General features: G+C 32.1%; 27 protein-coding genes and 1 pseudogene. 18 read left to right on the top strand and 10 right to left on the bottom strand.

Annotated features, from left to right (window positions below; genetic code table 11):
- The first annotated feature begins 64 nt into the window (after positions 1 to 64).
- The 3 genes from ACJ6WR_RS08905 to ACJ6WR_RS08895 are packed head-to-tail and all read left to right on the top strand — an operon-like array spanning position 65 to position 3,797.
- On the top strand, positions 65 to 2,830 hold the full coding sequence (locus ACJ6WR_RS08905) for a PD-(D/E)XK nuclease family protein (RefSeq protein WP_409417620.1): 2,766 nt from the start codon (positions 65 to 67) through the stop codon (positions 2,828 to 2,830).
- A complete protein-coding gene (locus tag ACJ6WR_RS08900) occupies positions 2,827 to 3,129 on the top strand; it encodes a hypothetical protein (protein WP_409417619.1) in 303 nt (100 codons plus the stop codon). The genes ACJ6WR_RS08905 and ACJ6WR_RS08900 overlap by 4 nt, the downstream gene beginning before the upstream one ends.
- Positions 3,126 to 3,797, top strand: coding sequence for an ATP-binding cassette domain-containing protein (locus ACJ6WR_RS08895; RefSeq protein ID WP_409417618.1), 672 nt, complete (start codon positions 3,126 to 3,128; stop codon positions 3,795 to 3,797). Before ACJ6WR_RS08900 ends, ACJ6WR_RS08895 begins: the two co-directional genes overlap by 4 nt.
- On the opposite strand, the gene ACJ6WR_RS08890 is transcribed toward ACJ6WR_RS08895, so the two are convergent.
- Both ACJ6WR_RS08890 and ACJ6WR_RS08885 read right to left on the bottom strand, forming a co-directional pair.
- On the bottom strand, positions 3,794 to 4,576 hold the full coding sequence (locus ACJ6WR_RS08890; RefSeq protein ID WP_409417617.1) for an alpha/beta fold hydrolase: 783 nt from the start codon (positions 4,574 to 4,576) through the stop codon (positions 3,794 to 3,796). The two genes, ACJ6WR_RS08895 and ACJ6WR_RS08890, sit on opposite strands and share 4 nt — an antisense overlap.
- A 104-nt stretch (positions 4,577 to 4,680) precedes the next feature.
- The gene (locus ACJ6WR_RS08885) at positions 4,681 to 5,973 is read right to left on the bottom strand and encodes an aminopeptidase P family protein (protein WP_409417616.1); all 1,293 of its coding nucleotides are present in this window, start codon (positions 5,971 to 5,973) and stop codon (positions 4,681 to 4,683) included.
- Between the two features lie 522 nt (positions 5,974 to 6,495).
- Between ACJ6WR_RS08885 and ACJ6WR_RS08880 the strand changes: the two genes are divergently transcribed.
- Both ACJ6WR_RS08880 and ACJ6WR_RS08875 read left to right on the top strand, forming a co-directional pair.
- Positions 6,496 to 6,750 (top strand): hypothetical protein, encoded by a 255-nt coding sequence (locus ACJ6WR_RS08880; RefSeq protein ID WP_409417615.1) that lies wholly within the window; start codon positions 6,496 to 6,498, stop codon positions 6,748 to 6,750.
- Positions 6,750 to 7,253: a hypothetical protein gene (locus ACJ6WR_RS08875; protein WP_409417614.1), complete on the top strand. Its 504-nt coding sequence runs from the start codon at positions 6,750 to 6,752 to the stop codon at positions 7,251 to 7,253. Before ACJ6WR_RS08880 ends, ACJ6WR_RS08875 begins: the two co-directional genes overlap by 1 nt.
- 161 nt (positions 7,254 to 7,414) lie before the next feature.
- Here ACJ6WR_RS08875 and ACJ6WR_RS08870 read toward each other — a convergent pair.
- Positions 7,415 to 7,528 (bottom strand): annotated as a pseudogene (locus ACJ6WR_RS08870) (transcriptional regulator); the annotation flags it as partial.
- 166 nt (positions 7,529 to 7,694) lie between these two features.
- Between ACJ6WR_RS08870 and ACJ6WR_RS08865 the strand changes: the two are divergent.
- The 7 genes from ACJ6WR_RS08865 (at position 7,695) to ACJ6WR_RS08835 (ending at position 12,071) form a co-directional block, all read left to right on the top strand.
- Positions 7,695 to 8,339 carry a hypothetical protein gene (locus ACJ6WR_RS08865; RefSeq protein ID WP_409417613.1) on the top strand — a complete coding sequence of 215 codons (645 nt, stop codon included), beginning with the start codon at positions 7,695 to 7,697 and terminating at the stop codon, positions 8,337 to 8,339.
- Between the two features lie 343 nt (positions 8,340 to 8,682).
- Positions 8,683 to 8,967: a hypothetical protein gene (locus ACJ6WR_RS08860; RefSeq protein ID WP_039117997.1), complete on the top strand. Its 285-nt coding sequence runs from the start codon at positions 8,683 to 8,685 to the stop codon at positions 8,965 to 8,967.
- A 106-nt stretch (positions 8,968 to 9,073) separates the two neighbouring features.
- Positions 9,074 to 9,538: a GNAT family N-acetyltransferase gene (locus ACJ6WR_RS08855; RefSeq protein WP_409417612.1), complete on the top strand. Its 465-nt coding sequence runs from the start codon at positions 9,074 to 9,076 to the stop codon at positions 9,536 to 9,538.
- A 58-nt stretch (positions 9,539 to 9,596) separates the two neighbouring features.
- A complete protein-coding gene (locus tag ACJ6WR_RS08850; RefSeq protein ID WP_409417611.1) occupies positions 9,597 to 10,958 on the top strand; it encodes a polymer-forming cytoskeletal protein in 1,362 nt (453 codons plus the stop codon).
- Between the two features lie 6 nt (positions 10,959 to 10,964).
- A complete protein-coding gene (locus tag ACJ6WR_RS08845; RefSeq protein ID WP_409417610.1) occupies positions 10,965 to 11,405 on the top strand; it encodes a GNAT family N-acetyltransferase in 441 nt (146 codons plus the stop codon).
- A 35-nt stretch (positions 11,406 to 11,440) separates the two neighbouring features.
- Positions 11,441 to 11,794, top strand: a complete 354-nt coding sequence (locus tag ACJ6WR_RS08840) for a hypothetical protein (RefSeq protein ID WP_409417609.1) — start codon at positions 11,441 to 11,443, stop codon at positions 11,792 to 11,794.
- A gap of 97 nt (positions 11,795 to 11,891) precedes the next feature.
- A complete protein-coding gene (locus tag ACJ6WR_RS08835) occupies positions 11,892 to 12,071 on the top strand; it encodes a hypothetical protein (protein WP_409417608.1) in 180 nt (59 codons plus the stop codon).
- A 214-nt stretch (positions 12,072 to 12,285) separates the two neighbouring features.
- Here ACJ6WR_RS08835 and ACJ6WR_RS08830 read toward each other — a convergent pair whose 3' ends face one another.
- On the bottom strand, positions 12,286 to 13,647 hold the full coding sequence (locus tag ACJ6WR_RS08830; RefSeq protein ID WP_409417607.1) for a hydroxymethylglutaryl-CoA synthase family protein: 1,362 nt from the start codon (positions 13,645 to 13,647) through the stop codon (positions 12,286 to 12,288).
- A gap of 319 nt (positions 13,648 to 13,966) precedes the next feature.
- On the opposite strand from ACJ6WR_RS08830, the gene ACJ6WR_RS08825 reads away from it, so the two are divergent.
- The 5 genes from ACJ6WR_RS08825 (at position 13,967) to ACJ6WR_RS08805 (ending at position 18,987) form a co-directional block, all read left to right on the top strand.
- Positions 13,967 to 14,632, top strand: coding sequence for a succinate dehydrogenase cytochrome b subunit (locus tag ACJ6WR_RS08825; RefSeq protein WP_039113117.1), 666 nt, complete (start codon positions 13,967 to 13,969; stop codon positions 14,630 to 14,632).
- Between the two features lie 11 nt (positions 14,633 to 14,643).
- Positions 14,644 to 16,644 (top strand): fumarate reductase/succinate dehydrogenase flavoprotein subunit, encoded by a 2,001-nt coding sequence (locus tag ACJ6WR_RS08820; protein ID WP_409417606.1) that lies wholly within the window; start codon positions 14,644 to 14,646, stop codon positions 16,642 to 16,644.
- A 20-nt stretch (positions 16,645 to 16,664) separates the two neighbouring features.
- A complete protein-coding gene (locus tag ACJ6WR_RS08815) occupies positions 16,665 to 17,042 on the top strand; it encodes a four helix bundle protein (protein ID WP_039118007.1) in 378 nt (125 codons plus the stop codon).
- A 78-nt stretch (positions 17,043 to 17,120) separates the two neighbouring features.
- A complete protein-coding gene (locus ACJ6WR_RS08810) occupies positions 17,121 to 17,867 on the top strand; it encodes a succinate dehydrogenase/fumarate reductase iron-sulfur subunit (protein ID WP_035617551.1) in 747 nt (248 codons plus the stop codon).
- 103 nt (positions 17,868 to 17,970) lie between these two features.
- Positions 17,971 to 18,987 carry a hypothetical protein gene (locus ACJ6WR_RS08805; protein WP_409417605.1) on the top strand — a complete coding sequence of 339 codons (1,017 nt, stop codon included), beginning with the start codon at positions 17,971 to 17,973 and terminating at the stop codon, positions 18,985 to 18,987.
- A gap of 56 nt (positions 18,988 to 19,043) precedes the next feature.
- Here ACJ6WR_RS08805 and ACJ6WR_RS08800 read toward each other — a convergent pair whose 3' ends face one another.
- On the bottom strand, positions 19,044 to 21,347 hold the full coding sequence (locus tag ACJ6WR_RS08800) for a family 20 glycosylhydrolase (RefSeq protein WP_409417604.1): 2,304 nt from the start codon (positions 21,345 to 21,347) through the stop codon (positions 19,044 to 19,046).
- A gap of 203 nt (positions 21,348 to 21,550) precedes the next feature.
- Here ACJ6WR_RS08800 and ACJ6WR_RS08795 point away from each other — a divergent pair, with 203 nt between their 5' ends.
- Complete coding sequence (locus ACJ6WR_RS08795; protein WP_039113114.1) at positions 21,551 to 22,324, top strand: DeoR/GlpR family DNA-binding transcription regulator; 774 nt, start codon at positions 21,551 to 21,553, stop codon at positions 22,322 to 22,324.
- On the opposite strand, the gene ACJ6WR_RS08790 is transcribed toward ACJ6WR_RS08795, so the two are convergent.
- The 5 genes from ACJ6WR_RS08790 to ACJ6WR_RS08770 all read right to left on the bottom strand — a co-directional run bounded on the left by ACJ6WR_RS08790 (position 22,321) and on the right by ACJ6WR_RS08770 (position 26,922).
- The gene (locus tag ACJ6WR_RS08790) at positions 22,321 to 23,391 is read right to left on the bottom strand and encodes a dipeptidase (protein WP_409417603.1); all 1,071 of its coding nucleotides are present in this window, start codon (positions 23,389 to 23,391) and stop codon (positions 22,321 to 22,323) included. The genes ACJ6WR_RS08795 and ACJ6WR_RS08790 overlap by 4 nt on opposite strands.
- A gap of 17 nt (positions 23,392 to 23,408) precedes the next feature.
- On the bottom strand, positions 23,409 to 24,524 hold the full coding sequence (locus tag ACJ6WR_RS08785) for a D-TA family PLP-dependent enzyme (RefSeq protein ID WP_409417602.1): 1,116 nt from the start codon (positions 24,522 to 24,524) through the stop codon (positions 23,409 to 23,411).
- A 4-nt stretch (positions 24,525 to 24,528) separates the two neighbouring features.
- Complete coding sequence (locus ACJ6WR_RS08780; protein WP_409417601.1) at positions 24,529 to 25,176, bottom strand: bifunctional 4-hydroxy-2-oxoglutarate aldolase/2-dehydro-3-deoxy-phosphogluconate aldolase; 648 nt, start codon at positions 25,174 to 25,176, stop codon at positions 24,529 to 24,531.
- Positions 25,177 to 25,190: 14 nt separating this feature from the next.
- Positions 25,191 to 26,222, bottom strand: a complete 1,032-nt coding sequence (locus ACJ6WR_RS08775; protein WP_409417600.1) for a PfkB family carbohydrate kinase — start codon at positions 26,220 to 26,222, stop codon at positions 25,191 to 25,193.
- Between the two features lie 232 nt (positions 26,223 to 26,454).
- Entirely contained in the window at positions 26,455 to 26,922 is a 468-nt protein-coding gene (locus tag ACJ6WR_RS08770; RefSeq protein ID WP_039113111.1) for a RidA family protein, read from the bottom strand.
- Positions 26,923 to 26,926: the final 4 nt, after the last annotated feature.

The following is a 26,926-nucleotide window of genomic DNA, read 5'->3' as shown; positions in this document are numbered from 1 at the left end:
TTTACTTTTCTAAATAATTTTAAAAAGCCATTCTTAATTGAATGGCTTTTTTTATTTTTATACAATGACAGAGACTTACTTTTTAGATAAGATTGCAAAGGTTATTATTGAAAACTATTCGGGTAAATTAGCCGAAACTACAATTGTGTTGCCGAATAAAAGAGCTAAAATTTTTCTTATTGAAGCTTTAAAAAAACAAATTACCAGTACAGTTATTAGCCCAAAAATAATTAGTATAGAAGACTTTATTCAAGATATAGCTTCTGTGCGTTCAATTGATTCGATTGAATTGTTGTTTGAGTTTTATGAAGTTTACTTATCTGTTACAGAAAAACAGAATCAGCAGTCTTTTGAACTGTTTGCGAACTGGGCAAAAACATTATTACAAGATTTTAACGAGATTGACAGGTATCTACTAGACCCTTCTCATGTTCTTTCTTATCTTAAAGACATTGAGGATATCAAAAAATGGGGAATTGAGGTTGAAAACAAAACGCAATTATTAGAGAATTATATAGATTTCTGGAAACTGTTACCTAATTATTATGAATCGCTGTATACTCATTTGTTGAATAAACAAATCGGATATCAAGGATTGATTTATAGAGAGGCCGTTAATAATATAAATCACTTTACAAATTCAGTTCCGGGGAAACATTTTGTTTTTGCAGGATTTAATGCTTTAAATGCTGCGGAAGAAAAAATTATTCAACATTTAATTGCTTCAGATCAGGCTAAGATATATTGGGATATTGACAGAGTATTCTTGAATGATCCATATCATGATGCAGGATTGTTTGTGCGACGTTTTAAACAAGACTGGAAACATTATAAAGCAAATGATTTTGAGTGGATATTTGATGATTTTTCTCAATCTAAAAACATACAGGTCATTGGAACGCCAAAAACAATTGGGCAGGCTAAAATAACAGGTAGTATAATTGAAGAAATAATTACAAATAATCCAGGTTCTTCACTAGATAAAGTTGCTGTAGTATTAGGAGATGAAAATTTATTGATTCCGCTTTTATATGCTTTGCCTTCTACAGTTGGTGCCTTAAATATTACGATGGGTTATTCTAGTAAAAACAATCCAACTCAAATTTTAATTGCAAAGTTGTTTAAAATGCATACTAATGCATTGTCTAGAAATGGAGCGTCTTATGTTTTTTATTACAAAGATGTTTTGGATATATTAACTCATCCATTAGTCGAGCCTTTTGCAAATGTAAAAGAGTTGGTAAAAAAGATAAATCAGAATAATTATACTTTTATTACTCATTCTAAAATCATTGAACTTAATGAAAATCCATCGGATTTATTTTTATTACTTTTTCAGAAATGGGATTCAGGTTCTGTAGCTGTTTTAAGTAATATTTCTACCCTCTTACTTGTAATAAAAGAGAATTTAAGTAATGATAATGAAGAAGATAAAATAGCTAAGACATTTGTTTTTGCCATTTTTAAAGTAATCAATAAATTAATTAACTATTACTCTCAACATGGACATATCGATAAGATAGAAACGCTGTATGCTATTTATAAGCAGGTTATTGATGTTGCTGAAGTTTCATTTGAAGGAGAACCTTTAAACGGTTTACAGATAATGGGAGTTTTAGAGAGTCGTGTTTTAGATTTTGATACTGTTATAGTCACTTCTATGAATGAAGGAAAATTTCCGGCAGGAAAATCTATGAATTCGTTTATTCCTTATGATGTAAAACGCGAATTAGGTTTGCCAACTTTTAAAGAAAAAGATGCTATTTATACGTTTCATTTTTATCATTTATTGCAACGTGCTAAAAATATTTATTTACTATATAATACAGAGAGTGAAGGATTAGATGCGGGAGAAAGAAGTCGTTTTATAACACAACTAGAAGTCGAAAAAAAGCCGAAACATAATTTAACTCAGGAAATTTATAATGCAGTTTTGCCTGAAACAGCTTATCAGCCAATGGTTATTCCGAAATCGGAAGCTGTAATGACACGATTGAAGGAAATAGCTACTACAGGATTCTCACCATCGGCATTAACAAGTTATATTAGAAATCCAATTCAATTTTATTTTCAAAAGATATTGCGAATTCGTGAAGTCGAAGAGGTTGAAGAGAATATTGCTTTAAATACGTTAGGAACTATTATTCACGAAACGCTAAAGGCGCTTTACGAGCCTTTTATTGGAAAGTTTATTTCAGAAAGTGATATTGCTAATTGTTTCAAGTTGTTAGATGATGAAGTATTGAAACAGTTTAAGGTAGTTTACAAAGAGGGAGAGATTAAAAAAGGACGTAACCTTTTAGCTTTTGAAGTTGCTAAGCGTAATGTTTCTAATTTCTTAAAAGTTGAGCTTGATAGTATTAAAGATGGCGATGCAATTAAAATTTTGGCAATCGAAGAAACTTTCGAAAGAACATTAACGCATCCAAGTTTGCCATTTCCGGTTTTAATAAAAGGAAATGTTGATAGAATTGAACAACGTAACGGAATACTTAGAATTATAGATTATAAAACTGGTAAGGTCGAAAAAGCAAATGTTGTTCTTAAGAATTGGGACGGACTTACAGCAGATATAAAAAATGACAAAATTATTCAGGTTTTGGCATATGCTTTTATGTACGAAAACAATGCCAAAGGATTGCCTATCGAGGCAGGAATTATTTCTTTTAAGAATTTAAAATCAGGGTTTTTACCTTTTGGCTTTAAAGAAGAAAAGGATGTTAATATGATTATTAACAATGAAATAATGCATAGTTATTTGGAGCAAATCGTGTTATTGCTCAATGAAATATTGGATATTACAATTCCTTTTGAAGAGGAAATATTATGAGAATAATTAAGAAGTTAGGGAATGCTTTTGAGTTTTTTAAAGGTACAATAGCGATTAATCTGGCTGTTAGTATCTTGCCTTTGCTTTTTGGAGGATTGCTTCTCTTTAATTATTCGGTTGTGAGTTTTGGTTTTGCCATAAGTTTAGCGGTAAAAGAAATTAATTCTAAAAATGAATATTTATTTTATTTCAATAATGGACTTTCTAAAGGAGTTCTTTGGTTTTATTCTTGGTGCTTTAATTTTATTCTTCTAATATCTGGAATTCTCATTTTTAATCTAATAAATAGATTGTTTTGAAAAGACATATTTTAGAAATTGATAGTGTTAAAAAGTCTTTTGGTGAGAAAATAATTCTTTCCGATGTTTATTTGCAATGCGAAACAAATGATATTATTGGGCTCTTGGGAAGAAATGGCTCGGGTAAATCTACTTTTCTTAAAATTATTTTCGGAGTTATACCGGCAGATTTTAAGTTTGTAAGAATTGATGGAGATATGAAAACCAAGACCAGGGAATTAATGAGTGAAATAAGTTATTTGAGTCAAGATAATTTTATTCCTAATGTTTTTTCTGTTAAAAAAGCAATTCGACTTTCGATTGCAAAAGAAAGGATTGATTCGTTTTGTAATGACGAAATGATACAGGTAATAACCGACAAAAAGATTGCTCATTTATCAGGAGGCGAATTGCGTTATCTCGAAATAAAACTTGTATTAGAAAATTCTTCAAAGTTTGTATTACTCGATGAACCTTACAACGGATTATCTCCTTTGATGATTGAAAAAGTAAACCAATTAATTATCATGAATTCGTCTAAAAAGGGAATCATAATATCCGACCATAATTACAGAAACGTAATTAGCATTTCGACAAGATTGGTTTTAATCAAAGATGGAAAATTAAATCATCTAAAAGATAAAAACGAACTGATCGAAAAAGGATATTTAAGTCCTGAGATGATTTAAATCCCTTTAAAAAAATCTAATAATACAGCAGTTAATTCTGTTTCATTCTCTATGGAACTCATGTGTCCATCAGGAAAAGTAACGAGAGATACATTTGTATTTTCTATTTGTAAAATACTTTCTTCGTAATTTAAAACAGGGTCTTTTTCTCCTAAAATTAATAACATCGGGAAAAGATTAGTATGTAAAATAATTTCCTTGTCTTTTCTTATTTTCATTCCTTCTAAGGATGCAATTATCCCCTGAAGTGGAGTTTTTAAGGCTTCTTCTTTTACGAGTTCTATATTCGTAGCAAGTCTTTCTCTATTGTTTTCGCTAAATAAATTTCCAATGGCTAAACCTATAAAAGCAGCATAGTTTTGTTTAACGGCTTTAATAGCTCGATTTCGATTTAGTTTTCGTTCAGCACTATCGGGCTTAGATGTAGAATTTAATAAAACCAAACCTTCTACCTTTTCGGTATATAATTCGGCGAAAGCCAAAGCAACATATCCGCCCATAGAATGTCCTATAAAAACGGCTTTATTAATCTCAAGGTGAGATAATACTTCATTAACTACATCAGCATTATCCTCCATGGTATGAACGTAACCTAGAGGTTCGGTCTTCCCATGACCCAATAAATCAATAGTAATAACACGGTAATTTTTAGAGAATGCATCAACATAGTGGTTCCACATAGTTTTATTTTCCAAAAAGCCATGAAGTAGGACTATTGTGGTTCCTTTTCCTGTGTCTGAATAAGAAATATTGGTGTTTTTAAAAAGAATATTTTTCAATGAGATAGATTTAATGTTGCAAAAATAGCGGTTTGTTGTGTAAGGAAAAGCAAAACGGCTAACATTTCTGAAAGCCGTTTATTTTATGAATTTAGTGAACTGAATTAAACGTTCATTAAGCTTTCTATTTCATCAGCTTCGATAGGAATATTGCGCATTAAATTAAATGGTTCTCCAGTTTCTTGGATTACAACATTATCTTCTAATCGAATACCAAAACCTTCAGCAGGAATGTAAATTCCAGGTTCAACCGTAAAAACCATATTAGCTTTCATAGGTTCGTGTAACAATCCATAATCATGCGTGTCCAATCCCATGTGGTGAGAAGTACCGTGCATGAAATATTTTTTATAAGCTGGCCAATCAGGGTTTTCATTCTGTACATCGGCTTTGTCTATTAATTTTAGATCTAATAATTCCGAAGTCATTATTTTTCCAACCTCTATATGATATTGTTTCCAAAGTGTTCCAGGAGTAAGCATTTTTGTAGCCTCATTTTTCACACGTAAAACAGCATTATAAACCGCTTTTTGGCGAGCCGAGAATGTACCTGAAACCGGAATAGTACGCGACATATCGCTAGAATAATTAGCATATTCGGCAGCAACATCCAGCAAGATTAAATCTCCAGCTTTACATTGTTGATTGTTCTCGATATAGTGTAAAACATTTGCATTATTTCCAGAAGCAATAATCGGAGTATAAGCAAAACCTTTAGAGCGATTACGAATAAATTCGTGAATAAGCTCTGCTTCGATTTCGTATTCAGTTACATTTGGTTTTACAAAAGACAATAATCTACGGAAACCTTTTTCGGTAATATTGCAAGCATGTTGAATCAAATCGATTTCTTCGCTTTCTTTTACCGAACGAATGCGTTGTAATATAGGGTTGCTTTTTGCAACCTGATGCGCAGGATATCTTTCCTTCCACCATTTTACAAAACGAGCTTCACGAGTTTCAGTTTCAACAGTTGCACGATAATGTTCATTAGTATTAATGTACATAGTATCGGCATACGTCATCATTTCGTTCAGAATCTTATGAAAATCTTGTAACCAATAAACGGTTTTAATTCCCGAAACTTCAAATGCGCGTTGTTTAGTAAGTTTTTCCCCTTCCCAAACAGCAATATGGTCATTGGTTTCTTTTAAAAATAAAATCTCGCGCTGATTTTCGTATGGAGCATCTGGAAAAAGCAACAAGACACTTTCTTCCTGATCTACACCACTTAAGTAAAAAATATCTCTATGTTGAGCAAAAGGTAATGTGCTATCGGCGCTAACTGGGTAAATATCATTTGAATTAAAAACCGCTACACTATTAGGCTTCATTTGAGCCATGAATTTTTCGCGATTTTTTATAAAAAGAGAGCTGTTTATTTGATGATATTTCATATTAATTTAGTTTTATACTTTGAATACTCAAAAATACTAATTTTAGAAATACTAGGTAGATTTGGTTTATTAAAATTTTCTTATTTATCTATACAATATTCACACAAACTTGTCTTTCTGAGGAACGAAGACACGAGCGATAGCGAATTGGCGAAGCAATCTCCACATGGCACTCATACAAAGCATCTCCAGATTGTTGAGCTACTCGCGAAGATTTCTCCTCCGTCGAAATTGACAAAATTGAGGATAAATAAAACTTTCTAAAGTCTTAGCAACTTAGATTCTCAGAACCTTAGAACCTAGAATCTCAATAATGGCGTGTCCCTCCGGGTCGGGCTTTCGGCTATATCTTTTATTCCGCTATCGCTTCATAAAAGGATACCGCCTCTATCCCTCACGCGAACTCAGTATTGTGAGAAATTGTGTTAATAAACCAAGTATTGTAATTTGTTAAAAAATCTTACATGACTAAACTCTTTAATAATCATTTATTTGTACATTGCATATATAACTAATTGTATTATGAAAGAACAAATTATTAGGCAATATTTAGAAAAACTAAAGACGGCTGATTCAATTATTGAAATTGATTCTGTCTTAAATGAAATTATTCCTTTATTAGCTTTATCTGGAGTTTCACTTCCTGAATTGATGGTTTATTTTAAAGTTCATCAAAATGATTATGAAACAAAATCTCAAGATCATCAAAATTCAATCTCTAACTCTAATAAAACGCAATTAATACTTCAAAGATTAATGGCTAAGCTTGGAAAATAATGTGTCCTTCTATAACTGATTGGATAAGCGCATTTTCGAGTGTTCTTTCTGTAATAATTTCTTTAGGTGTTCTCTTAGTTGCGTGGTATCAAATAAAACAAGTTAAAATTCAATTGCAAAGTTTGGCAGAAAGTCAAAAGAATAGTACCCTTATGACTGTTCTAGAATTGGAGAGTGAACTAAATAAAAGAAAAGAATATTTTGATCAATGTAATTTTGAGTTAAGAGCTTATGATATTCAAATAAATTCTTCTGAAGTTGAATTGAATGAAGATGTTTTGGTGTTACTTGATGATAAAATCAAAATTGCTCGTGAAAATTATTTAAATGCTCTTGATCGATTTTCTTACTGTATAATTCACAAATATATTTTGGATAGAGATTGGAGAACGGAATATCGAGATGTGATATTTGAGGCAGTAGATAATTACAGTGAATGTTTTGGGGTTTCCTCACGATTTAGAAATACAAAACAATTATATGAAAAATGGAAAAGTGAATAACAAGAAGATATTTACTGTCAATAAAAGTGACGTACGCCCGATAGCGGATTTACAATCCGTGCCCGTAACAATGAGCCATAATCCATAAACATAAAAAAACCGAAGTTTTGTTGCTTCGGTTTTTTTATAAATATATCGTTTGTAAAAATTATTTCTTCTCGCTTAACAATTTTTCTAAAAAAAAAAGCAACTTTCTCTTTTTCAGCCTGAACCAATCGTTCATAAAGCTTTTTGTTTTCATTATAAGACTCAATCAACTTGTTTAAAGGATTAAAATTGAAAAACAGATCCATAAGCAAGCGATTTTTTTACTTCGAAATAAGTTCAAAATTTCTTCATTCTTCATTATTAATAAATAAAATAACTATTTTTATTATAATCTAACTTTGATAAAACAACCTAATTAAAAATGATTTTATGGGATACTATGACACAATAAAAATGATTTTAGAATTTTTAAGTACAATTTCATGGCCATTAGTTACACTTATTATTTTCTTAATCTTAAAAAGACCAATTACAAATTTTATAAATAACATTAAAAAATTTACTTATGGAAGTACAGGAATAGAAACAAATCTTGCAAATAAACAAATTGAAGAAGATTCTTTGGCTGAAATATTAGGTGATGGTCAAGATGCCTCAAATCTAGATAAAATTTTGGCAAAATTTTCGGACTATACTCTAGCATCAATTGATAAAACAATAGAAAATGAAACTCAAATTAGCAAAGTAGAAGGTCTGCAAAATAAATACGATAGAATTTATAAATATACCAAAATTCTAATTCTTATTAAAAATGTTGAAAAAATTTATAGTGCTATTTTTGGAAGTCAAATTAGGTTACTCCAAAGATTGAATTATTCTCAAACAGAAACTAAAAGTGAATTAAAGCTATATTATGACAATGCTGTAAAATATAATCCTGAAGGCTATAAAAATTACTCATATGAAAGTTATTTGAATTTTCTTGCCTTTTCTGAGTTAATTAAAATTGATGAGGAAACGGTTAGTATAACTGATTCGGGCCGAGATTTTCTGAGATATATTCTTGAGGCAAATTTAGCAGTTGAAAAAATTAACTAAAAAAACTATTTATATCCCTATATAGGATCTTCAATCTGCGGACACAACAATAAGCATAAAAAAACCGAAGCAATCAAACTTCGGTTTTTCTATAAATATATCTTTCGCAAAGATTATTTCTTACTTAGTAATTTTTCTAAAAGAGTAACTTTATCTTTTCAGCTTGAATTAATAGTCGTACGTTTGTATCGACTAAATATTTAAAGAACTTTCAATAAAACTTATTAAAAGTTAACATAAGCGAACCCTCGCCAAGGTGATGGAGCAGGAAACTGCCCTAAATCTATCTTTGGATATTTAGTCACACCTACAGCGAGGGTTTCGTGCGTTTAATATTTTCGATATGACTAAAGAAAATCACAAACTATCTCATCATCATAATGATGATGTAATGCCATCCGTGGCAAAATTCCTTTCGGCTCTTTGGATGGAAGGAGAATTTAAGAATCAACCTGAATATTTATCTGAAATTTTCGAGAATATTCTGGAAACTGAAATGGGTAATAATCTCGACCTGAGAACCAAAATGATTAGTTGTATAAAAACTAGTAAAATGCTAGTAAAAGCACTAGAACCATTTTCAGATGTACAAATCGAAAAAGCTTGCATTAAAATCATGAATGCTTAATATATTTGACGGGTGAATCAATTTTGTTTAAATTGATTCACCCGTTTTGTTTTTTGTTGATGTATGTATTAATAAATCCAATTAGATTAAAATCAATCGTATAATTATGACCGTAGAAAAAGCAAATATAACCGACCATGAAATCCTCACGGAAATCACCAAAAAGTCAAAAGCATATTGGGGATATTCGGCAGAACAGATTTTACAGTGGGATAAAAATCTAACAATTACTGAAGATTATATTAAGAATAATTATGTGTTCAAGTTGATGAAGGAGGGTTTAATCATTGGTTATTATTCATACTTTATTGAAGAAAAAAAGAATGTAAAACTGGATAATTTATTTGTTAGACCAGAATATATTGGAAAAGGATTCGGAAAATATCTAATTGACGATTTTTTAAGTAGGATTAGAGAGGGTAAATTTGAAAAAGTAATACTCGATTCTGAGCCAAATGCAGAAGCATTTTATTCGAAACTTGGATTTGAAAAAGTTGGAGAATTCGAAACTTCAATAAAAGACAGATTCATGCCAATTATGGAAATGAAACTAAAAGAAAACACGAAATAGATAGTGTTAAATTTATTAATGCATACGCTAGAATATATTTAAAATAAGGCAGTAAAAAATGAATAAGTTAGATTTTAAATTAATAACAATCAAAGAAGTCAAATCGCAATATCCATTTTTGATAGAGCGAGAAGGATTCGATTATTTTGAAGAATGGGAAGATCAGGATTTCTTTCTTGTAGCAAACGGAAATGTAAATTTTGAGGGTAATTTTTATTTAGATCTTTATGAAGATAAAGAGAAAAAATGGCTTACAAATGTATTAAATCTACCGTTAAAAGAAATTGATACAAGAAGAATCGAAGGTATTTTAATAAACGGAGATTTCTCTACAAACGGAACAATTATAAATGCGGAAGGTGATTATGGTCCTTACATTTATATTAATGGTAATGTTACTTGTCAGAGTTTGTTATTAGGAGGTTCTTATACCGAAATAATAGGAAATGTAAAAGCAAAGGAAGTTGTAATGACCTCTTATAATCATGGTAATTTTAAATGCACAGGACTTATTGAAGCGCCAGTATTTATAGTCGAAGACCATTATACAACATTTGCGGAGCGTAAAAATAATTTGTTTTATTATAATGATAAAACAGACAATTTTGATGTTAAAAACGAATGTGAATACGATGAAGTTTCAGGAGAAGATATTATCTCAATAGAATTGCGAAAACATCTTGATAATCCGTTAATAGAAACTTTTGAAGAATTAAAACGAGAATTAGAATTTGGAGAATTGATTTTAAAACAAAATAATCCTCCTGCAAAAACGTATGAATATTGGCGCGGTCGTGTTTTATCAAATTATAGAGATCTTAAATTGGTTCCGAAAGAATTTAAAACCGAGGAACTTTGTAATCTGGCATTAAATATTAGCTATCATGCTTTGTCATTTATTGATGAGAACTTAATAACTTTTGAATTCTGCGATAAATTAGTTGGTAAAGATGGTTTTGCAATTCAGGTTATTCCGGATGAATTTATAACAAAAGAACTTTGTTTTAAAGCGGCTGAAAATGGAACAATGTTAAGATTAATTCCAGAAGAATATTATTCTGAAGAATTGATTTTGTTAATTTTCAAGAACGGAAAACATCAACCAGATATTAATGATGTTCCTTCTGAGTTTATCACCGAAAGTTTGCTCAAAGAATATGTAAAAATCGGAAAAGGATTATGGCTTGATAAGGCTTGTAAAGAAAATGGAATTGATAAATTATCTATTCTAAAACAAGTAGTTGATTCTGGAATAGAATATTTGGATACTGTTTTGGGAAATCATTTCAGTAAAGAAATAGTTGATTACGCTTTTTCTGTTTATTGCAGTAAAAACAAAGAGGAATGGAATAAATATGTTCAAAAATACAAGGTTAAATTTGAGCGTATTGGTTTAGAAGGGGGCTTTCAAAAAGAATAAAAGATTATGGAGCTAAAAATTAAAATTAGAAAAGTAGAGAAACAAGACCTAAATTTTGTTTATAAATCGATATGTGAACTCGAAAACGAAGTTTTAGATTTTGGAATTTTTACAGAAATTTTCAATGAAAATATTTCTAACCAAAACAATTTATATTTATTAGCAGAAAATGAGAATGTAGGTGTAGGTTTTATTAGTTTTCACACACAAAATCTTTTGCATCATTGCGGATTAGTTGGTGAAATTCAGGAATTTTTCATCAATAAAGATTATCGAGGTAAAGGAATTGGGCGACAATTAATACAAAAAATATTGGATTACGCCGATCAAAACAATCTAAAAAGCATCGAAGTTACCACTAATCGCAGAAGAGTAGAAAATGTCTTGATTTATGAGAATCTAGGTTTTGGTTTAACGCATAATAAGTTTACTATTTATAAAGAATAATTTAATAAATTGCGGCAAATAATAATTTAAATAGATTGAAAAAACATTTAAAATATCTGATTTATCTCTTTCTGGCATTTGTCGTGATTGCGGGTGATGGTGCTTTAGATTTTCAATCAAAATCAGCCAATTATTATCAATCTTCACTCATTAACGAAAGCAGAGAATTAAAATTTAAAGATTCTGGCTTATATGTTTTTAATCGAATAAACTCGTTTGAAAAGGTTTTTTTCTCGATTCCTTTAAGATGTGTAGAGTTTGCTGCCGTTTTTAGCCTTCAAGTCGAGATTGTTTTAAAGGAACAAAAGTTTCTTTATCAAAATTTAAGATCATTTATAATTCAGTCTGTTTTTATAAATGAAATAATTACTTCCCGTAATCCATATTAAAAGTTTATGCAGCGCTTAGAAAACTTTTTCTAGGTTTTTATGCTATTTAAGGCATAATGATGATAAAAAAAATGTCTAATCATTTATCATTTACAAAATGTATAAACGTAATAATAAAACACGCTTAGAGCAATCTAGGCGACCAATACTTTGGCTAAAAAGAAAAATAATCCTAATTATAACCGCATTCATGCTCGGAATGGCAAACGGAATGAACGTAGATGAGCAATCAATTAAAGGAAATCAAAATTATACAGAACAGCATAAGAAGGATTGATTAAGTAATTAAAGGGTGAGAAAGAAAAATCATTTTAATCCATTCAATCTGTGGCAAAAATTAACAGTTGCAAAGTCTTTGCGAGGAACGAAGCAATCTCATTTTACGCATTACTTTGCTTCCTTTTGTTAGTGTGGTTGCTTCGTTTCTCGCAATGACAGGATTGGCAATTAATAAAAAAACCGAAGCTTAAAGACTTCGGTTTTTAAATAATTTAATCAACCCATTTATAATATCTCGCCCCAATTAAGTTTGGGCTTTCTTTCTCGATTCTATCCAGAACCCATTCGTTTTTGGGAGTTCGGATGCTTTGTTTTTGTTCTTTTTTGTGAAGCTTCTCGTAGGTTTCAAAATCAATTTCGGTACTTTTTTCTAAAGTCTCAAAAAGTTTGGTTTCAGTAAGAGCAGATTTCCATTCAGGTTGAATTGTTCCTTCAAAAACTTTCGATTTAGATCCACTTCCGTAAGCTAGAAAACCGAATTGAGTTCCTGAAATTTCATTTTTGGTGTCATAAAAATGAGCCAAAGTCGATAATAATCCCATAAAAATAGATCCTGTATAAAGGTTTCCTATTAAAGAAGAAGCTAATTCAGCAGGTTGTAATTTATCAACAACAAAAGTTTTGTATGCTTCAGATTTGCTTACTTCTTTTAGTTTGTTTTGATACTCAGCTGCAGATTCATCTCCCGAAATAATTTTAGTTTCGCTGTCTAAAGCATAAATTTCAGATAACATTCTGCGTCCCTGAAAAGAGTATGGTAAATGCATGATGATACTTTTCCAGGAATTGTAAACAGTTTCTGAAGTGTTTTTTAATTTCTTAAACGAAAAATAAGCATTTCGAGTACGATCCATATAACATTGATTCGAATATTGTCCGTCGAAAACAGGTTGGTCCTTATGGATTTCTATTTCGGCTTCAAGATTGTCAAACCAAGATTCATTGGTTGTGTTTCCTGTTATAGATTCTTTTGAAATAGTACGGTATGGTTTAAAAAAGTCGAAAACGCCTTTTGTGCTTGTTGCCCAATTATTTTCGAAAGCAATAATTCTAGGGTTTGAAGTTACAAGCATTGCAAGGGCTCCAGCTCCTTGAGTATATTCTCCAGTTGAATTTAAATCGTATTTTGCAAAATCGGTAGTAACTACAATGGCTTTTTTAGTCGGATTTAATTTTACATAATCAATACAATTCTGTAAAGCATCTACGCCTCCGATACAAGCAAATGTAAAATCGACAACATCGCATTCGGCTAAAGTATCTTCTCCAAATTTCTGTTCCATCAAAGCAATCAAGAAAGAGCTAATAGGTTTAGAACTATCAATGGCACTTTCGGTTCCAACATAAATACGGCCAATTTCGCTTAAATCGATTTTATTATCTTCTATTAATTTGGTTAAGGTATTTGCTCCAAAAACTACGGTATCCTGATAAGTGTCTGGAAGCGTCATTTTAATTAAACCCAAGCCTTTTTCTAGTTTTTCGGGTTCTATATTTCTGGCGGTTGCCAATGTTTTTATAGGTAAATGTATTTTGGCTACATCAAATGTAATAGCGTCAATTCCTGTTTTCATTCTGGTTTCTTTGAGGCGATAAAGGTAAAATTAAGCTATCAAACTTCTATTGTTTTAAAAGGATAAAATTCGGTTTTGGGATACTTTTGAGGAAAACAAATTAAAATGTTAGAAAAAATAACAATTTGGTAATTATATAAAAAGCAGGATTTTGTTAAAACAACCTTTAGAGAAAATGTATTTTATTGTTTTTAAATAATTTGCAATAAAATCATTTAAAACTCTTTAAAATCATTATAAATAACAACGAAATGGTTGTAGTTCATGTCTATTTGAGTTATTTTTGTATAATTTTTTAAAACAAACTACTTAAACACTTATGGCACAATCTGCACTATTGAATGCTTCCATCTTAAAGAAAGTGGCTATGGCTCTTTCGGGAATATTCTTAATCACGTTTTTAGCGCTGCATGTTTCTTTAAATTTTATTTCTATTATTAGTAAAGATGTTTTTAACGAAGCTTCTCACTTTATGGGATACAATCCGCTGATTCAATATGTAATGCAACCAGTTTTGGCAATCGGGGTAATTTTCCATTTCGTAATGGGATTTGTTTTGACTTTACAAAATAGCGCTGCAAGACCAATTGCGTATGCAAAATACAATGGAGCTGCTAATGCTTCTTGGAGTTCTAGAAATATGATTATTTCTGGATTGGTTATTTTAGCATTCTTAGGATTGCATTTTTATGATTTTTGGTTTCCTGAAGTTGCCTACAAATACATTGCAGGTACAGCACCAGATGCTACGAGATATTATGGAGAGTTAGTTCATAAATTTCATGACCCAATTCGTACTGGGTTATATTGTATTTCTTTTGTGTTATTAGGATTCCACCTTTGGCACGGATTCAGTTCTTCTCTTCAATCTATGGGAATGAACAATAAGTACTCAAGATCTTTAAGTAGATTCGGTTATGGATTTGCGGTAGTAGTACCAGCACTTTTCGTCATAATCGCATTATTTCATCATTTCAATAATTAATATAAATTATAATGGCATTAGATTCAAAAATTCCACACGGCCCAATATCGGACAAATGGACAGATTATAAAGATCATATTAATTTAGTAAACCCTGCTAACAAACGTAATTTAGATATTATCATTGTTGGTACAGGTTTGGCTGGAGGTTCAGCTGCGGCTACTTTGGCTGAGCAGGGATATAACGTAAAAGCTTTTTGTTTTCAGGATTCACCAAGACGTGCGCACTCTATTGCAGCTCAAGGTGGTATCAATGCAGCAAAAAACTATAAAGGTGATGGTGACTCGGTTTACAGATTATTTTATGATACTGTAAAAGGAGGTGACTACCGTGCGCGTGAAGCAAACGTTCACCGTTTGGCTGAAGTTTCGGCTAATATTATTGACCAATGTGTGGCTCAAGGGGTGCCATTGGCAAGAGAGTACGGAGGTCTTTTAGATAACCGTTCTTTTGGAGGAACTTTGGTTTCTCGTACTTTTTATGCACAAGGACAAACAGGACAACAATTATTGTTAGGAGCTTATTCTGCAATGAACCGTCAGATTGGTCGTGGAAAAGTAAAAATGTACAACCGTCACGAAATGTTAGACATTGTTATCGTGAATGGAAAAGCGAGAGGTATTATCGCTCGTAACTTAGTTACTGGAGAAATAGAAAGACATTCTGCTCACGCTGTAGTAGTTGGTTCTGGAGGATACGGAAACGTGTTTTTCTTGTCAACAAATGCTATGGGAAGTAATGCAACAGCAGCTTGGAAAATTCATAAAAAAGGAGCGTTTTTTGCAAATCCGTGTTATACACAAATTCACCCAACTTGTATTCCGGTTTCAGGAGATCACCAGTCTAAATTGACTTTGATGTCTGAATCGTTACGTAATGATGGTCGTATTTGGGTTCCTGCAAAACAAGAAGATGCTAAAGCAATCCGTGAAGGAAAGAAAAAAGCAACTGATTTGTCTGAAGCTGAGAGAGATTATTTCTTAGAAAGAAGATATCCTGCTTTTGGTAACTTAGTACCTCGTGACGTAGCGTCTCGTGCTGCAAAAGAAAGATGTGATGCTGGTTTTGGTGTTAATAAAACCGGAGAAGCTGTTTACTTAGATTTTGCTGCTGCAATTAAACGTTACGGAACTGAAGAAGCTTTTGTAAAAGGTTTAGATGATAAGGATGCTGCATTGGTAACTAAATTAGGAGCTGAAATCGTGAAAAGTAAATACGGAAACTTATTCCAGATGTATTACAAAATCGTCGATGAAGATCCTTATACAACACCAATGATGATTTACCCAGCGGTTCACTACACTATGGGTGGAACTTGGGTTGATTATAACTTAATGACTACAATTCCTGGATGTTTCTCAATTGGAGAATCTAACTTCTCTGATCACGGAGCAAACAGACTTGGGGCTTCTGCATTGATGCAAGGTTTAGCTGATGGATATTTCGTATTACCTTATACTATTGGAGATTACCTTGCTCCGGATATTAAAATGGGAGAAATTTCTACAGATTTACCAGAATTCGTAGCAGCAGAAAAAGAAGTAAAAGATCAAATCGATAGATTTATCAATAATAAAGGAACTCATTCTGTAGATTATTTCCATAAGAAATTAGGAAAAATCATGTGGGATAAAGTTGGTATGGCTCGTAATGCTAAAGGATTATCTGAGGCTATTGTTGAGATTGCTGCTTTACGTGAAGAGTTTTATAAAGATGTAAAAGTGCCAGGAAGCGCTAACGAATTTAATCAGGAATTAGAGAAAGCGACACGTGTTGCCGATTTCTTAGAGTTAGGAGAATTGTTCGCAAAAGATGCATTACACCGTAATGAATCTTGTGGAGGTCACTTCCGTGAAGAATACCAAACAGAAGAAGGAGAAGCACTTCGTGATGACGAAAACTTTGCATATGTTGCAGCTTGGGAATACAAAGGAAAACCAAGTGATGCAGTATTACACAAAGAACCTCTAGTTTACGAAAACATTAAATTAGTTCAAAGAAGCTACAAGTAACAAGTTAAGAGTTAAAGGTTATGAGTTCATTAAAGTCGTTCGAAGATTTGGAATGCTGGAAAGCAGCAAGAGAATTGAGGATATTTGTGTCTCAAAATATAATTCCGAAATTTTCAATCGAAGAAAAATATGCCTTAACAAGTCAACTTAGACGTTCTTCAAGATCTGTTAGTGATAATATTGCCGAAGGGTATGGAAGATATCATTATCAGGAAAATATTCAATTTTGTAGAATTGCCAGAGGTTCTTTAACAGAATCATTAAATCAGGTAATAACAGCAATGGATGAAAATTATATTGAAGAAGATTTGTTGCAACAATTTAGAGAAAGGTTTGAAAGAACCAAAGCAATATTAAATGGATATATAAATTATTTAGCTAAGACAAAAATGATGTAGCGAAAGAAAATGAAATCGTAAGATTTTATTTTCTTACTTCTAACGTTTAACTCTTAACTTATAACCCATAACAGAATTATGAAACTTACATTAAAAATATGGCGTCAGAAAAACGCCCAAGATAAAGGAGGAATCGTTGATTACCCAATCGACGGAATCGAACCAGATATGTCTTTCCTTGAAATGCTTGATGTTCTTAACGAACAATTAATCAATAAAGGAGAAGAGCCAGTAGCATTTGATCACGATTGTCGTGAAGGAATCTGCGGTATGTGTTCATTATTCATCAATGGAGAAGCACACGGACCAGACAGAGGAGTAACTACTTGTCAGTTACACATGCGTATGTTTAAAGATGGTGATACGATTTTTATCGAGCCATTTAGAGCAAAAGCTTTCCCAGTAATTAAAGATTTAGTTGTTGATAGAAGTTCTTTTGACAGAATTCAACATGCTGGAGGTTTTATCTCGGTGAATACTTCAGGAAATACAATTGATGCAAATACAATTCCGATTAACAAACACGATGCAGATAAATCATTCGATGCAGCTGCTTGTATTGGTTGTGGAGCTTGTGTTGCAACTTGTAAAAACTCATCAGCAATGTTATTCGTTGCTGCAAAAGTATCTCAATATGCTTTATTACCTCAAGGTAAGATTGAAGCTGTTGATCGTGTATTAAACATGGTACACCAGATGGATCACGAAGGTTTTGGTAACTGTACTAACACTGGAGCTTGTGAAGTAGAATGTCCTAAAGGAATTTCTCTTGAAAATATTGCACGTATGAACCGTGAGTATTTATCTGCAAGCTTGAAAGGATAAAAATAAAATGCAATTTAGTTTTTGTAAAAAACGCATTCGCCGCGGCGAATGCGTTTTTTTATGTGCTATTTGCAAATATTAACAAATAATAAATTATTCAAAAATGAAAAGAATTTTAGTTATTATAATGCTTGTTCTGAGTATTAAAAATTATGCTCAGATAGCAATAACGTCTTCTTATAGAGGAGCAAATGATGAATTTAAAAAAGGAGAGTTAGAGGCATTTAAAAGTACAACTACAATTTTTGTCCTGCCTGAATTAAATAGTAAAGAAGATTATGAGAAAATTTTAAAAGAAGTTTGGACTATTACTCCCTTTAAAGTGGTTGAGTATGCAGATTTTAAAATGTTAGATTATGCTGATGGTAAATATTCATTTGCGAAGTTTGATGGAGACATATTGAGAACTTCTAAAGGAACAGTATTTGTTCATACCAATTTTGCAATAAGAGTTTTAGATAAGGAAAAGTTTGATAAGGGGTTTAAAAAATTAAAACCTGAAGAAAAAAAGTATAATTTGAAACTGTATGATCTTTTTAATGAAACCTTAAGTTATATTGCAAGAGCTCCTCTTAGTGTTAATAATAAGTTCTTAGTTGACGCAATGAAAGCAAGTTCTGAAGAGAGCAGGTCTGATCTTTATACTCGAATGTATAAAGAAAAAAGTTTTACAAATACTAATTTGGGAATGCTAAAGAATTATTTTCAACAGATCAATCAAATTATTAGTAAAGGAGAACATTGTGGGCTTTATGATGATTTCGTAAATCCGGAGATTAAGAATTTAAAAGATAATACACTTTATATTCCTGAAGCTTATTTAATGGAATATAATCCATGGAGAATATCTGAAAAACTTAGAGATGAAAAAGAGATGAAAAAGCTTGTAGAAGACTATAAATTTAAGTTTGAATTTATAAAAGATGCAGATTTAGAAAAGAAGATTTTAAATAATGAGGAAGTGTATTATTTAAGATATGTAAGTATGAACGCAAATAAGTACCTACAAGTTGTGAATGCTAAAACGGGTGATCCTGCATATTATTTTTATGGTGCTGCAACTTATAATTTAAAGGATAATGATTTTGAAAAAATTAGTAAAGCTGTTATAGGTAAATAATTTTTAAACATAAAAAAAACGCATTCCTTTTAAGTTGAATGCGTTTTTTGTTTTGACTATTCATAATACAATTGCGAAGCACTTATTTCTTGTTTTTCTTTCCCTTCTTGTCGGATAAAGCATTGTAGTGTAGAACTTCCTGCAGCATCAAAATAACGGATGTTTATCTTATGGAACCCTTTTTCGAGTTTTGCTGCTCCAAAAGCTTCATTAATCCAATGTCTTCCGTCGTTATCAACAATAAGCTGGTTGTCTATAAATAATTTTGCACCATCGTCTACAATAGTCGAGAACTCATATTGTGCAGTTTCAGGAATATAGATATAGCCTTCAAATTTTAAACCCATATATAGGTTCTCTTTTGATTTGTATCTTTTCATTTCAATTACTCCTTCATGAATGCCTGACTTAATAAATTTGATAGTATCTAGTTCTAGTGTTTGTTGAACGAGTTTATTTGTATAGGAATATTTTAAGCCATTTTTGGTTGGCTTAATAGCTAAAGCAGGTTGGGTTTCGGAATTTTTAACTGAAATTGTGGTAATGGAACTTCTTCTTCCACTTGGACTTATTTGTACTACTTTGATGTTTCTAAATTCTCCTTTTGGGATATAAACTGTAACAGGTTTTGTGTAATTGCTGGCTGTTTCATCTGGATTATAACCATCGATGGTATAGAAAATTTGCCCATTTTTAATGGTTGGTTGCATTTCTAGAATGAATTTTGACGCTATAATAGTGGTGTCCTGAATTCCAAATGGGGTAGGGACTTTATATAATCGTTTTTCGGATTCCAATTTTTCGATATGATGTGGGAACCTTTTTAGCATTAAATTTGAATAATTTTTATTCTTTGTCTCTGTCCAGGCTATTTCTGCAAATGGAAATAGTCTTGGATATAGCATATAATTTAGCTTTGCTGGACTGGTTACATATTCCGACCAAATATTAGCCTGAACTCCATGAATGTATTTTTGTTGCTCTATGGTTAGGCTGTCTACGGGAGTTGGGTTGTAGTTGTATACTTCATGAACTGTGGTTAATCGACCAACTGATAATGGTTCTTGTAAAGAATAGCCTTGATTATGGTCGAAATAAACATAATCTTCCGGAGTCATTACTACTTTGTGTTTGTCTCTAGCTGCTGCAATTCCGCCAGATTCGCCACGCCATGACATAACTGCTGCATTAGGAGCAAGGCCACCTTCTAGAATTTCATCCCATCCAAAAATCTGTCTTCCGTTTGCATTTAGAAATTTTTCCATGCGTTTAATAAAATAACTTTGTAGCTCATGTTCATTTTTTAGACCAAGGTCTTTTATTCTCTTTTGACAATTCGGACATTTTTCCCATCGTGATTTTGGACATTCATCTCCGCCGATATGAATGTAGTTACTTGGAAAAAGCACCATTACTTCTTTTAAAATATCTTCTAAAAAAACAAAAGTTTCTTCTTTGCCTGCGCAAAATACATCTTCGAACACACCCCAGGATTCAATTACTTTTAAGTCTGTAGATGGAAAACAGGCTAAGTTTGGGTAAGCAGCTACGGCAGCAGAGGCATGTCCTGGCATTTCGATTTCGGGAATAACGTTTACAAAATGCTCTTCGGCAAATTTTACAACTTCTTTGATTTCTTCCTGTGTGTAATAACCTCCGTAGGGAGTATTGTCAAAAAATCTTGGGAATCGTTCGAATTTATTCCCAACGAGTGTTTGTGCTCTTTTAGATCCGATTTCGGTAAGCTTAGGATATTTTTTTATTTCAATTCTCCAACCTTGATCATCAGTTAAATGCCAATGGAAATTATTTAGTTTGTAATAAGACATTTGGGCAATGAAATCTTTAATAACATCTGCCGAAAAAAAGTGACGACATACATCGAGATGTAATCCTCTATACGGATATCTAGGCTCATCGATAATTTCAATACATGGTAGTTTGATCTGAGAACTTACTGTTAAGTTATTTGGCAAAAGCTGAAGTAAACTTTGTACTGCATAAAATAGCCCTTGCTCTTGACCCGTAACAAAAATACCTTTTGGAGTAATATTTATTTTGTAAGCTTCCTTATCTCCTTTTGCGGAAGCGGATTCGGTTGTAAATTGAACCAAAATGTCAGCTTTCTTTTTAGGAGAGTTTTTGTTTATAACAGATTCAAAAATTTGAGCTGTTTTGAGTTCTTTGGAAGTGTATTTATTGTTTTTAAAAACAATTTTTATTTGTCCTTTTATAGCGATACTATCACCTGTTGCCTTATAAAAATTAGGTGCAGGAATTATAGTTGTATTGTTAGAAGTTTCTTGGGCATTCCCTAATGAATAGCACAATGTTAAAATAAATAGGAGGATTTTTTTCATGTTAGGGTTTTTGGTTGGTTAAAAACAAATTTAAAGTTTATAGTGATTTAAATTAGTTGTTTTGCAAAAAAATTGCACTGTGTGTTTTTGTGTTTAATGTATTGTAAATGATGTTTTTTGTGTTGTTTTTGTGTTAGTTTTTTATTTCTTCCAGCAATATTATTGCATTATTTGTTTACTTTTGTTATAATAAATGGAAACGCATGAATGATAACGAATTGGTAAATTACACCAAGGAAGAAAGAAAAGCTCATATTTTAAAAGAGATTAACTTACATACCCGAGTGAGTTTCGACACACTTTCTAATCAATTGTTTGTTTCTGAGGATACAATTCGAAGAGATATAAATGAACTTGAATCAGAGTCTTTACTGATTAAGGTGAAAGGTGGTGCTATGACAAAAGCATATCATCATTCTTCGGTAACAAAAACTTACGCAGGTGAATCTAAACAAATAATTGCAAAAAAAACTGTTGGATTGCTTCACGACGGAATGGTTTTGTTAATTGGTGGAGGAACTACAATTAGAGAGTTTATTCGATTAATTCCTAATGATTTAAATCTTACCATTTTTACCGTAACTGTTTTATCTGCAGTTGAACTTTTGGATAAACCTAATGTGAAAGTTATAATGATTGGTGGGAGTATTTCGCCTTATAGTCAAATGTGTGTGAGCGGAGATGTGTATCATCAGTTATCAAGTATTAAGGTTGATTTATTAATTTTAGGAACAAATGCATTAGATATCAAAGGAGGTTTTTCAGACTCAGATTGGGAAACTGTTCAGGTAAAAAAAGCAATGATTCAGGCTTCTCAAAAAACGGCTATACTTACAATATCCGAAAAATTGGATACGGTTTTAAAGATGAAAATTGCCAGCTTATCCGAAGTAGATTTTGTAATAACTGAGGTTGATCCTAATCATGAAAAACTTCAATCGTATAAGCAGGCTGTTCCAAATTTGACTTTTATTTAATCCCAATTTTTTATTAGGAAGTTTATCCAGTTTTGATGGAAGATATTTTTTAAATCTTCTTCTGAATATCCATGGCTTCTAAAGATGAAGACTAATTTTTGTAAATCGGCTATAGTGTTTAGATCATATGGTGTTTGTTCTGTGCCAAATGCGCCATCTAAATCTGAGCCTACGCCAATGTGATTTGCATTTCCTGCCAATTGGCATATGTGGTCCATATGTTTAAAAACGGTTTCGAGATTACATTGCATTCCTAATGGAGTAGAAACGCCTCGTTCCCAGTTTGGTACCAACATCCATGCATCTAATGCGCCACCTATAACTGCTCCTCTGGAAATGAGTTCTTTGATTTGATCATCACTATATTGTCTATTATGATTTACTAAGCTTCGGCAATTATTGTGGCTTGCCCAAACTGGACCGTTATAGTTTTCTAGGGCTTGCCAAAAAGCATCGTCACATAAATGTGTTGCATCCAGAATAATATTTAAACGTTCCATTTCTTTAAGCAATTCGATTCCGTTTGCGCCCATTTTTCCTGTAGAATCGGTTCCGTTAGCATAACGACCTGGGCCATAATGTGCGGGACCAATAGCTCTTAGTCCGTAATTGTGCGCTTTTTCTACGTATGAAACATCAATAAGGGAATCTGCACCTTCGAGACTTAAAATATAGCCAATAGGTTTTTTGTCGTTTGGAGTGCCATCATTCCATAATTCAATTTGTTTTAGTAATGATTTCTTGTCGGTAATTGCAACCATTTCGCCTTCCTCTTCCATGCATTTGTACCAAGAGACTTGTGCTTGTGTTTGCGCCCAAGCTTGTTGTGGTGAATTCCAACCAGGAATTTTACTATCGGGTTTAACAAATCGCGCTATTTGAGTAGCTACTACAATCCCGATGTTTCCTTTTCTTAAATCGGGGAATGATACAGTAGCTTTTTCTCTATCTGGTTTGTCATTCATTCCTTTTTCTAAATGACGCAATGTAGATACATCATTTCTTAAATCTCTATTCCATTCCATAGCATTCATGCTTAGGTCTAGATGTGCATCAAATATGAACATAGTGTTGTATTTTATTTTTAAATACTTATTTTTTTATTGCGGGCAAGAACAGTCCATTGGTTGTAAATATCTTGCTGAGCGTTTACCACTTGAACTGTTTCGTATAAAGCACAAGTAGGGCAAATATGGTAGGGGATTGCATAAATGGTATCGCCTAGTTTGTATTGTTTGTTTCCTTTGTTTTCGAGAACTAAATGTTCTTCGGAATGCGATATTGGAATTAATTTATCGTCATTTAAAATTGTCAAACGTTTATCTATTGGGTTTTCTGAAGCTACAGATTTATATCCGATATCGATACATAGAGTATTTTCTGTGGGTTTAGAAATAATTGTTCCCACTAAAACCGCTGCGGGTTTAAAACTCTGCTCAGGTAAATTAGTCTGATAATTAATATCCCAAAATACAAATGTACCTGGGCTAGATTCTACATTTTCCTGAGTGGCATAAAACGGAAATGTATTAGAGCCACCAGCAACAATTTTTAGTTTGTAATCTAGTTTTTGTTCAAGTGTAGAAAGTTTATCTGTTATCTGGGTAAATGAATCTAATGCTTCTTTTGTTCGTTGTTCTACAGTGCCTTTTAAATGGCCATCATAAATATGTAGTCCTAAGAAATTGATATTTGGTAATTGGATTATGGCACTGGCTAAATCACTCCAATTGCTTTTAAAATTTACTCCGGTTCTATCCATTCCAGCATTTATATCAAGATAGATATTTAGCTTTAAATTGTAGCTTTTACCTAACTCGGACAATTCGTTTGCTGTGTCGATATTATCAACAATAGTCGAAAAATTAAGGCGAGGATATTTATGTAGTAAGGTAATCCAGCGTTTTTGTTTTAATCCTGTGGGTTGGTAGGCTAATAATATATCAGGAACATTATGAATGGCACATAATTCGGCCTCGGCAATAGTGGCACATTTTACTTTGTTTATTTGATATTTTTTAAACAAATCGAGAATTTCTCCAAGTTTATGCGTTTTTATATGTGGTCTTAATTTTTGAGTATTACCATTTACAGATTCAATTAAGTGCTCGATATTGTATCGAATACGGTCGATATAAAGCGCTAAAAAAGGAGTGTCAATACGCGTTTCTGGATTTATTTCCCACCAATTATTTTCCATGTCTTTATTTTCTGGTTTTATCAACAATAGCAATTAAATTTTTAAAAGCTTCAAATGATTTATTATAATCTAATTGAGATAACATTTCTTTGGAGAACAAGTGAGAGCCAATTCCTACACAAACAACTCCTACTTTAAACCAGGATTTTAAATTGCTTTCCTCTAATGTTACTCCGCCAGTAGGCATCAGTTTTAAATTTGGAAATGGCGCTTTTATAGCTTTTACATAATCAGGTCCTCCTATTTTATCGGCAGGAAAAAGCTTAACTATTTCGGCTCCTAATTTATTAGCATGAAGAACTTCGTTTAATGTAGCTGCTCCCGGAATCCAATAAAGGTTATTTTTTAAACAATAATCTCCTATTTCTAAATCTGTATGGGGGCATATAATGCAATCTGCACCAAGTTTATGGTACGTTTCGGCATCATTTAAGGTCAGGACAGATCCAACAGCCAATTTTATATCTAGGTTATTTGTGTTTCTAAAATTTACCATTTGGGCAAAAACTTCTTTTGCGTCATCAGCACGTGCAGCAAATTCAATGATTTTAATTCCTGAATCTGAAGCAGATTTTAGTATAATCTCGGCAGTTTTAATGCTGATTTGTGTGACTAAAGGAAGTACTCTTTGTGCTTTTAAAATATTATACATTTTGTAATTATGTTTTATCTATTAATTCTATTACTTGAGCCGTATTTGATGAAATGGTTTATTTCTTCGGATGTGGTTATTGCAAAGTCTCCTACTATGCTTTGTTTTATAACACCACATGCCGTTGCCCAATCTATACATTCTTGTCCTGATAGATTGTTTTTAAGGCTGTAAAGTAATCCTGCGGTAAAGGCGTCTCCTGATCCAATCTGGTCGGTAACTAAATGTATTAGATATTGTTTTGATTCGTAAAATTTACCTTCGTGAAATAACATGCCTGAATACAAATGGGTTTGACCTTCTGATTTTCTGAAGCTCATAGCTAATGTTTTTAGGTAAGGCATTTTTTCTTTTAGCAATTCGTATGTTTTTAGAAACCGATTAGAATCGGAATCATTTTTGTCTGTTTTAATACCAAAATATATTTCTGTCGAATCTAAATCGGCTACAGTAATTGTGCTATAATAAAGTAAATCGGGCATAATTTCGGAAGGACTTTTTCCGTATTGCCATAGTTTTGTACGAAAGTTAAAGTCAGATGATATTGTTAAGCCTTTGTTGTGAGCGGCTAATATTGCTTTCTTGCAAACTAAACCAGCCTCATTAGAAACTCCTGGGCTGATTCCAGACCAATGAAAATGGGTTGTATTTTCTAAAACTTTATCCCAATTTATTGCATCTTCGGCAATAGTTGCAAAAGCCGAATTATTACGGTCATAGATTACCTGCGATTGTCTTATCTGATTACCTGATTCGATAAAATATAAGCCAATTCTATCTCCTCCATAAATACAATCTGTGGTATTTACATTGTACTTATGGAGTTCATTTAATGCAAGCTGAGATAGGTCGTTGTTAGGTAAACGAGTTATGTAATTGGTATTTATGCCTAATTGTGAAAGTAGTACACAAACATTTGCTTCGGCTCCTCCTATATGAACCTGCATTTCTTTGGCTTGCGTAAATCGATTGCCATTGGCTATGCCCATTCGTAATAGAAGTTCTCCAAATGTTGCAATTTTTGCTTGTGAGGTATTTGTGTTCATAGTTATTTTTTTTTACCACTCCCGATAGCTATCGGGATTCACAGATCAAACATTTAATATTTTTTTACCATTAAGATATTAAGAAAATTAAGCTTGACTTCTTAATGAAAATTAGTAGGTTAAGAAAAATTAAGCTTAGATTCTTAATGAAACTTAATGCCTTAATGGTTTAATTAAAAAAATCAATGTTAATTATTGAATCCCGATAGCTATCGGGAGTGACATAGCTTTTTTAATATAATTCGAAAATCGCTTCTACCTCAACAGGAATATTATCTGGTAAAGAACCCATTCCTACGGCACTTCTTACTCCGATTCCGTTTTCTTGTCCCCATACCTCAGCAAATAATTCGCTACATCCATTAATAACATAAGGATGACGTAAAAAATCAGAGGTACAATTTACCATTCCGAGTACTTTAATTACTCTTTTTACTGCGTTTAGACTATCAAAATTGGTAACAATTGTAGATAACATTGTTAATCCTACTTGTCTTGCGGCTAGTTTACCTTCTTCAATGTCCATATCTTCTCCAATTCTTCCTATGATTAAAGATTTGTCGTCTTTTACAGGACCATGACCAGATAAATACAAATATTTGCCATCGATTAAGAATGGTTTGTATATGCCTAAAGGTTTAGGAGCTGGAGGTAATGTTAGGCCAAGTGATTCGAATTTTTCTTGTGGTAATAAGCTCATAATA

Source organism: Flavobacterium sp. PS2 (assembly GCF_046250155.1).
In the GTDB taxonomy this organism is placed as follows: domain Bacteria; phylum Bacteroidota; class Bacteroidia; order Flavobacteriales; family Flavobacteriaceae; genus Flavobacterium.
This window is presented reverse-complemented; position numbering and strand designations above follow the sequence as displayed.

Bases quoted from the DNA above. Each gene is read 5' to 3' on its own strand.
- ACJ6WR_RS08905 (WP_409417620.1), top strand. From the start codon at position 65: ATGACAGAGACTTACTTTTTAGATAAGATTGCAAAGGTTATTATTGAA.
- ACJ6WR_RS08900 (WP_409417619.1), top strand. From the start codon at position 2,827: ATGAGAATAATTAAGAAGTTAGGGAATGCTTTTGAGTTTTTTAAAGGT.
- ACJ6WR_RS08885 (WP_409417616.1), bottom strand. From the start codon at position 5,973: ATGAAATATCATCAAATAAACAGCTCTCTTTTTATAAAAAATCGCGAA.
- ACJ6WR_RS08880 (WP_409417615.1), top strand. From the start codon at position 6,496: ATGAAAGAACAAATTATTAGGCAATATTTAGAAAAACTAAAGACGGCT.
- ACJ6WR_RS08875 (WP_409417614.1), top strand. From the start codon at position 6,750: ATGTGTCCTTCTATAACTGATTGGATAAGCGCATTTTCGAGTGTTCTT.
- ACJ6WR_RS08865 (WP_409417613.1), top strand. From the start codon at position 7,695: ATGATTTTAGAATTTTTAAGTACAATTTCATGGCCATTAGTTACACTT.
- ACJ6WR_RS08860 (WP_039117997.1), top strand. From the start codon at position 8,683: ATGACTAAAGAAAATCACAAACTATCTCATCATCATAATGATGATGTA.
- ACJ6WR_RS08855 (WP_409417612.1), top strand. From the start codon at position 9,074: ATGACCGTAGAAAAAGCAAATATAACCGACCATGAAATCCTCACGGAA.
- ACJ6WR_RS08850 (WP_409417611.1), top strand. From the start codon at position 9,597: ATGAATAAGTTAGATTTTAAATTAATAACAATCAAAGAAGTCAAATCG.
- ACJ6WR_RS08845 (WP_409417610.1), top strand. From the start codon at position 10,965: ATGGAGCTAAAAATTAAAATTAGAAAAGTAGAGAAACAAGACCTAAAT.
- ACJ6WR_RS08835 (WP_409417608.1), top strand. From the start codon at position 11,892: ATGTATAAACGTAATAATAAAACACGCTTAGAGCAATCTAGGCGACCA.
- ACJ6WR_RS08830 (WP_409417607.1), bottom strand. From the start codon at position 13,647: ATGAAAACAGGAATTGACGCTATTACATTTGATGTAGCCAAAATACAT.
- ACJ6WR_RS08825 (WP_039113117.1), top strand. From the start codon at position 13,967: ATGGCACAATCTGCACTATTGAATGCTTCCATCTTAAAGAAAGTGGCT.
- ACJ6WR_RS08820 (WP_409417606.1), top strand. From the start codon at position 14,644: ATGGCATTAGATTCAAAAATTCCACACGGCCCAATATCGGACAAATGG.
- ACJ6WR_RS08815 (WP_039118007.1), top strand. From the start codon at position 16,665: ATGAGTTCATTAAAGTCGTTCGAAGATTTGGAATGCTGGAAAGCAGCA.
- ACJ6WR_RS08810 (WP_035617551.1), top strand. From the start codon at position 17,121: ATGAAACTTACATTAAAAATATGGCGTCAGAAAAACGCCCAAGATAAA.
- ACJ6WR_RS08805 (WP_409417605.1), top strand. From the start codon at position 17,971: ATGAAAAGAATTTTAGTTATTATAATGCTTGTTCTGAGTATTAAAAAT.
- ACJ6WR_RS08800 (WP_409417604.1), bottom strand. From the start codon at position 21,347: ATGAAAAAAATCCTCCTATTTATTTTAACATTGTGCTATTCATTAGGG.
- ACJ6WR_RS08795 (WP_039113114.1), top strand. From the start codon at position 21,551: ATGAATGATAACGAATTGGTAAATTACACCAAGGAAGAAAGAAAAGCT.
- ACJ6WR_RS08790 (WP_409417603.1), bottom strand. From the start codon at position 23,391: ATGTTCATATTTGATGCACATCTAGACCTAAGCATGAATGCTATGGAA.
- ACJ6WR_RS08785 (WP_409417602.1), bottom strand. From the start codon at position 24,524: ATGGAAAATAATTGGTGGGAAATAAATCCAGAAACGCGTATTGACACT.
- ACJ6WR_RS08780 (WP_409417601.1), bottom strand. From the start codon at position 25,176: ATGTATAATATTTTAAAAGCACAAAGAGTACTTCCTTTAGTCACACAA.
- ACJ6WR_RS08775 (WP_409417600.1), bottom strand. From the start codon at position 26,222: ATGAACACAAATACCTCACAAGCAAAAATTGCAACATTTGGAGAACTT.
- ACJ6WR_RS08770 (WP_039113111.1), bottom strand. From the start codon at position 26,922: ATGAGCTTATTACCACAAGAAAAATTCGAATCACTTGGCCTAACATTA.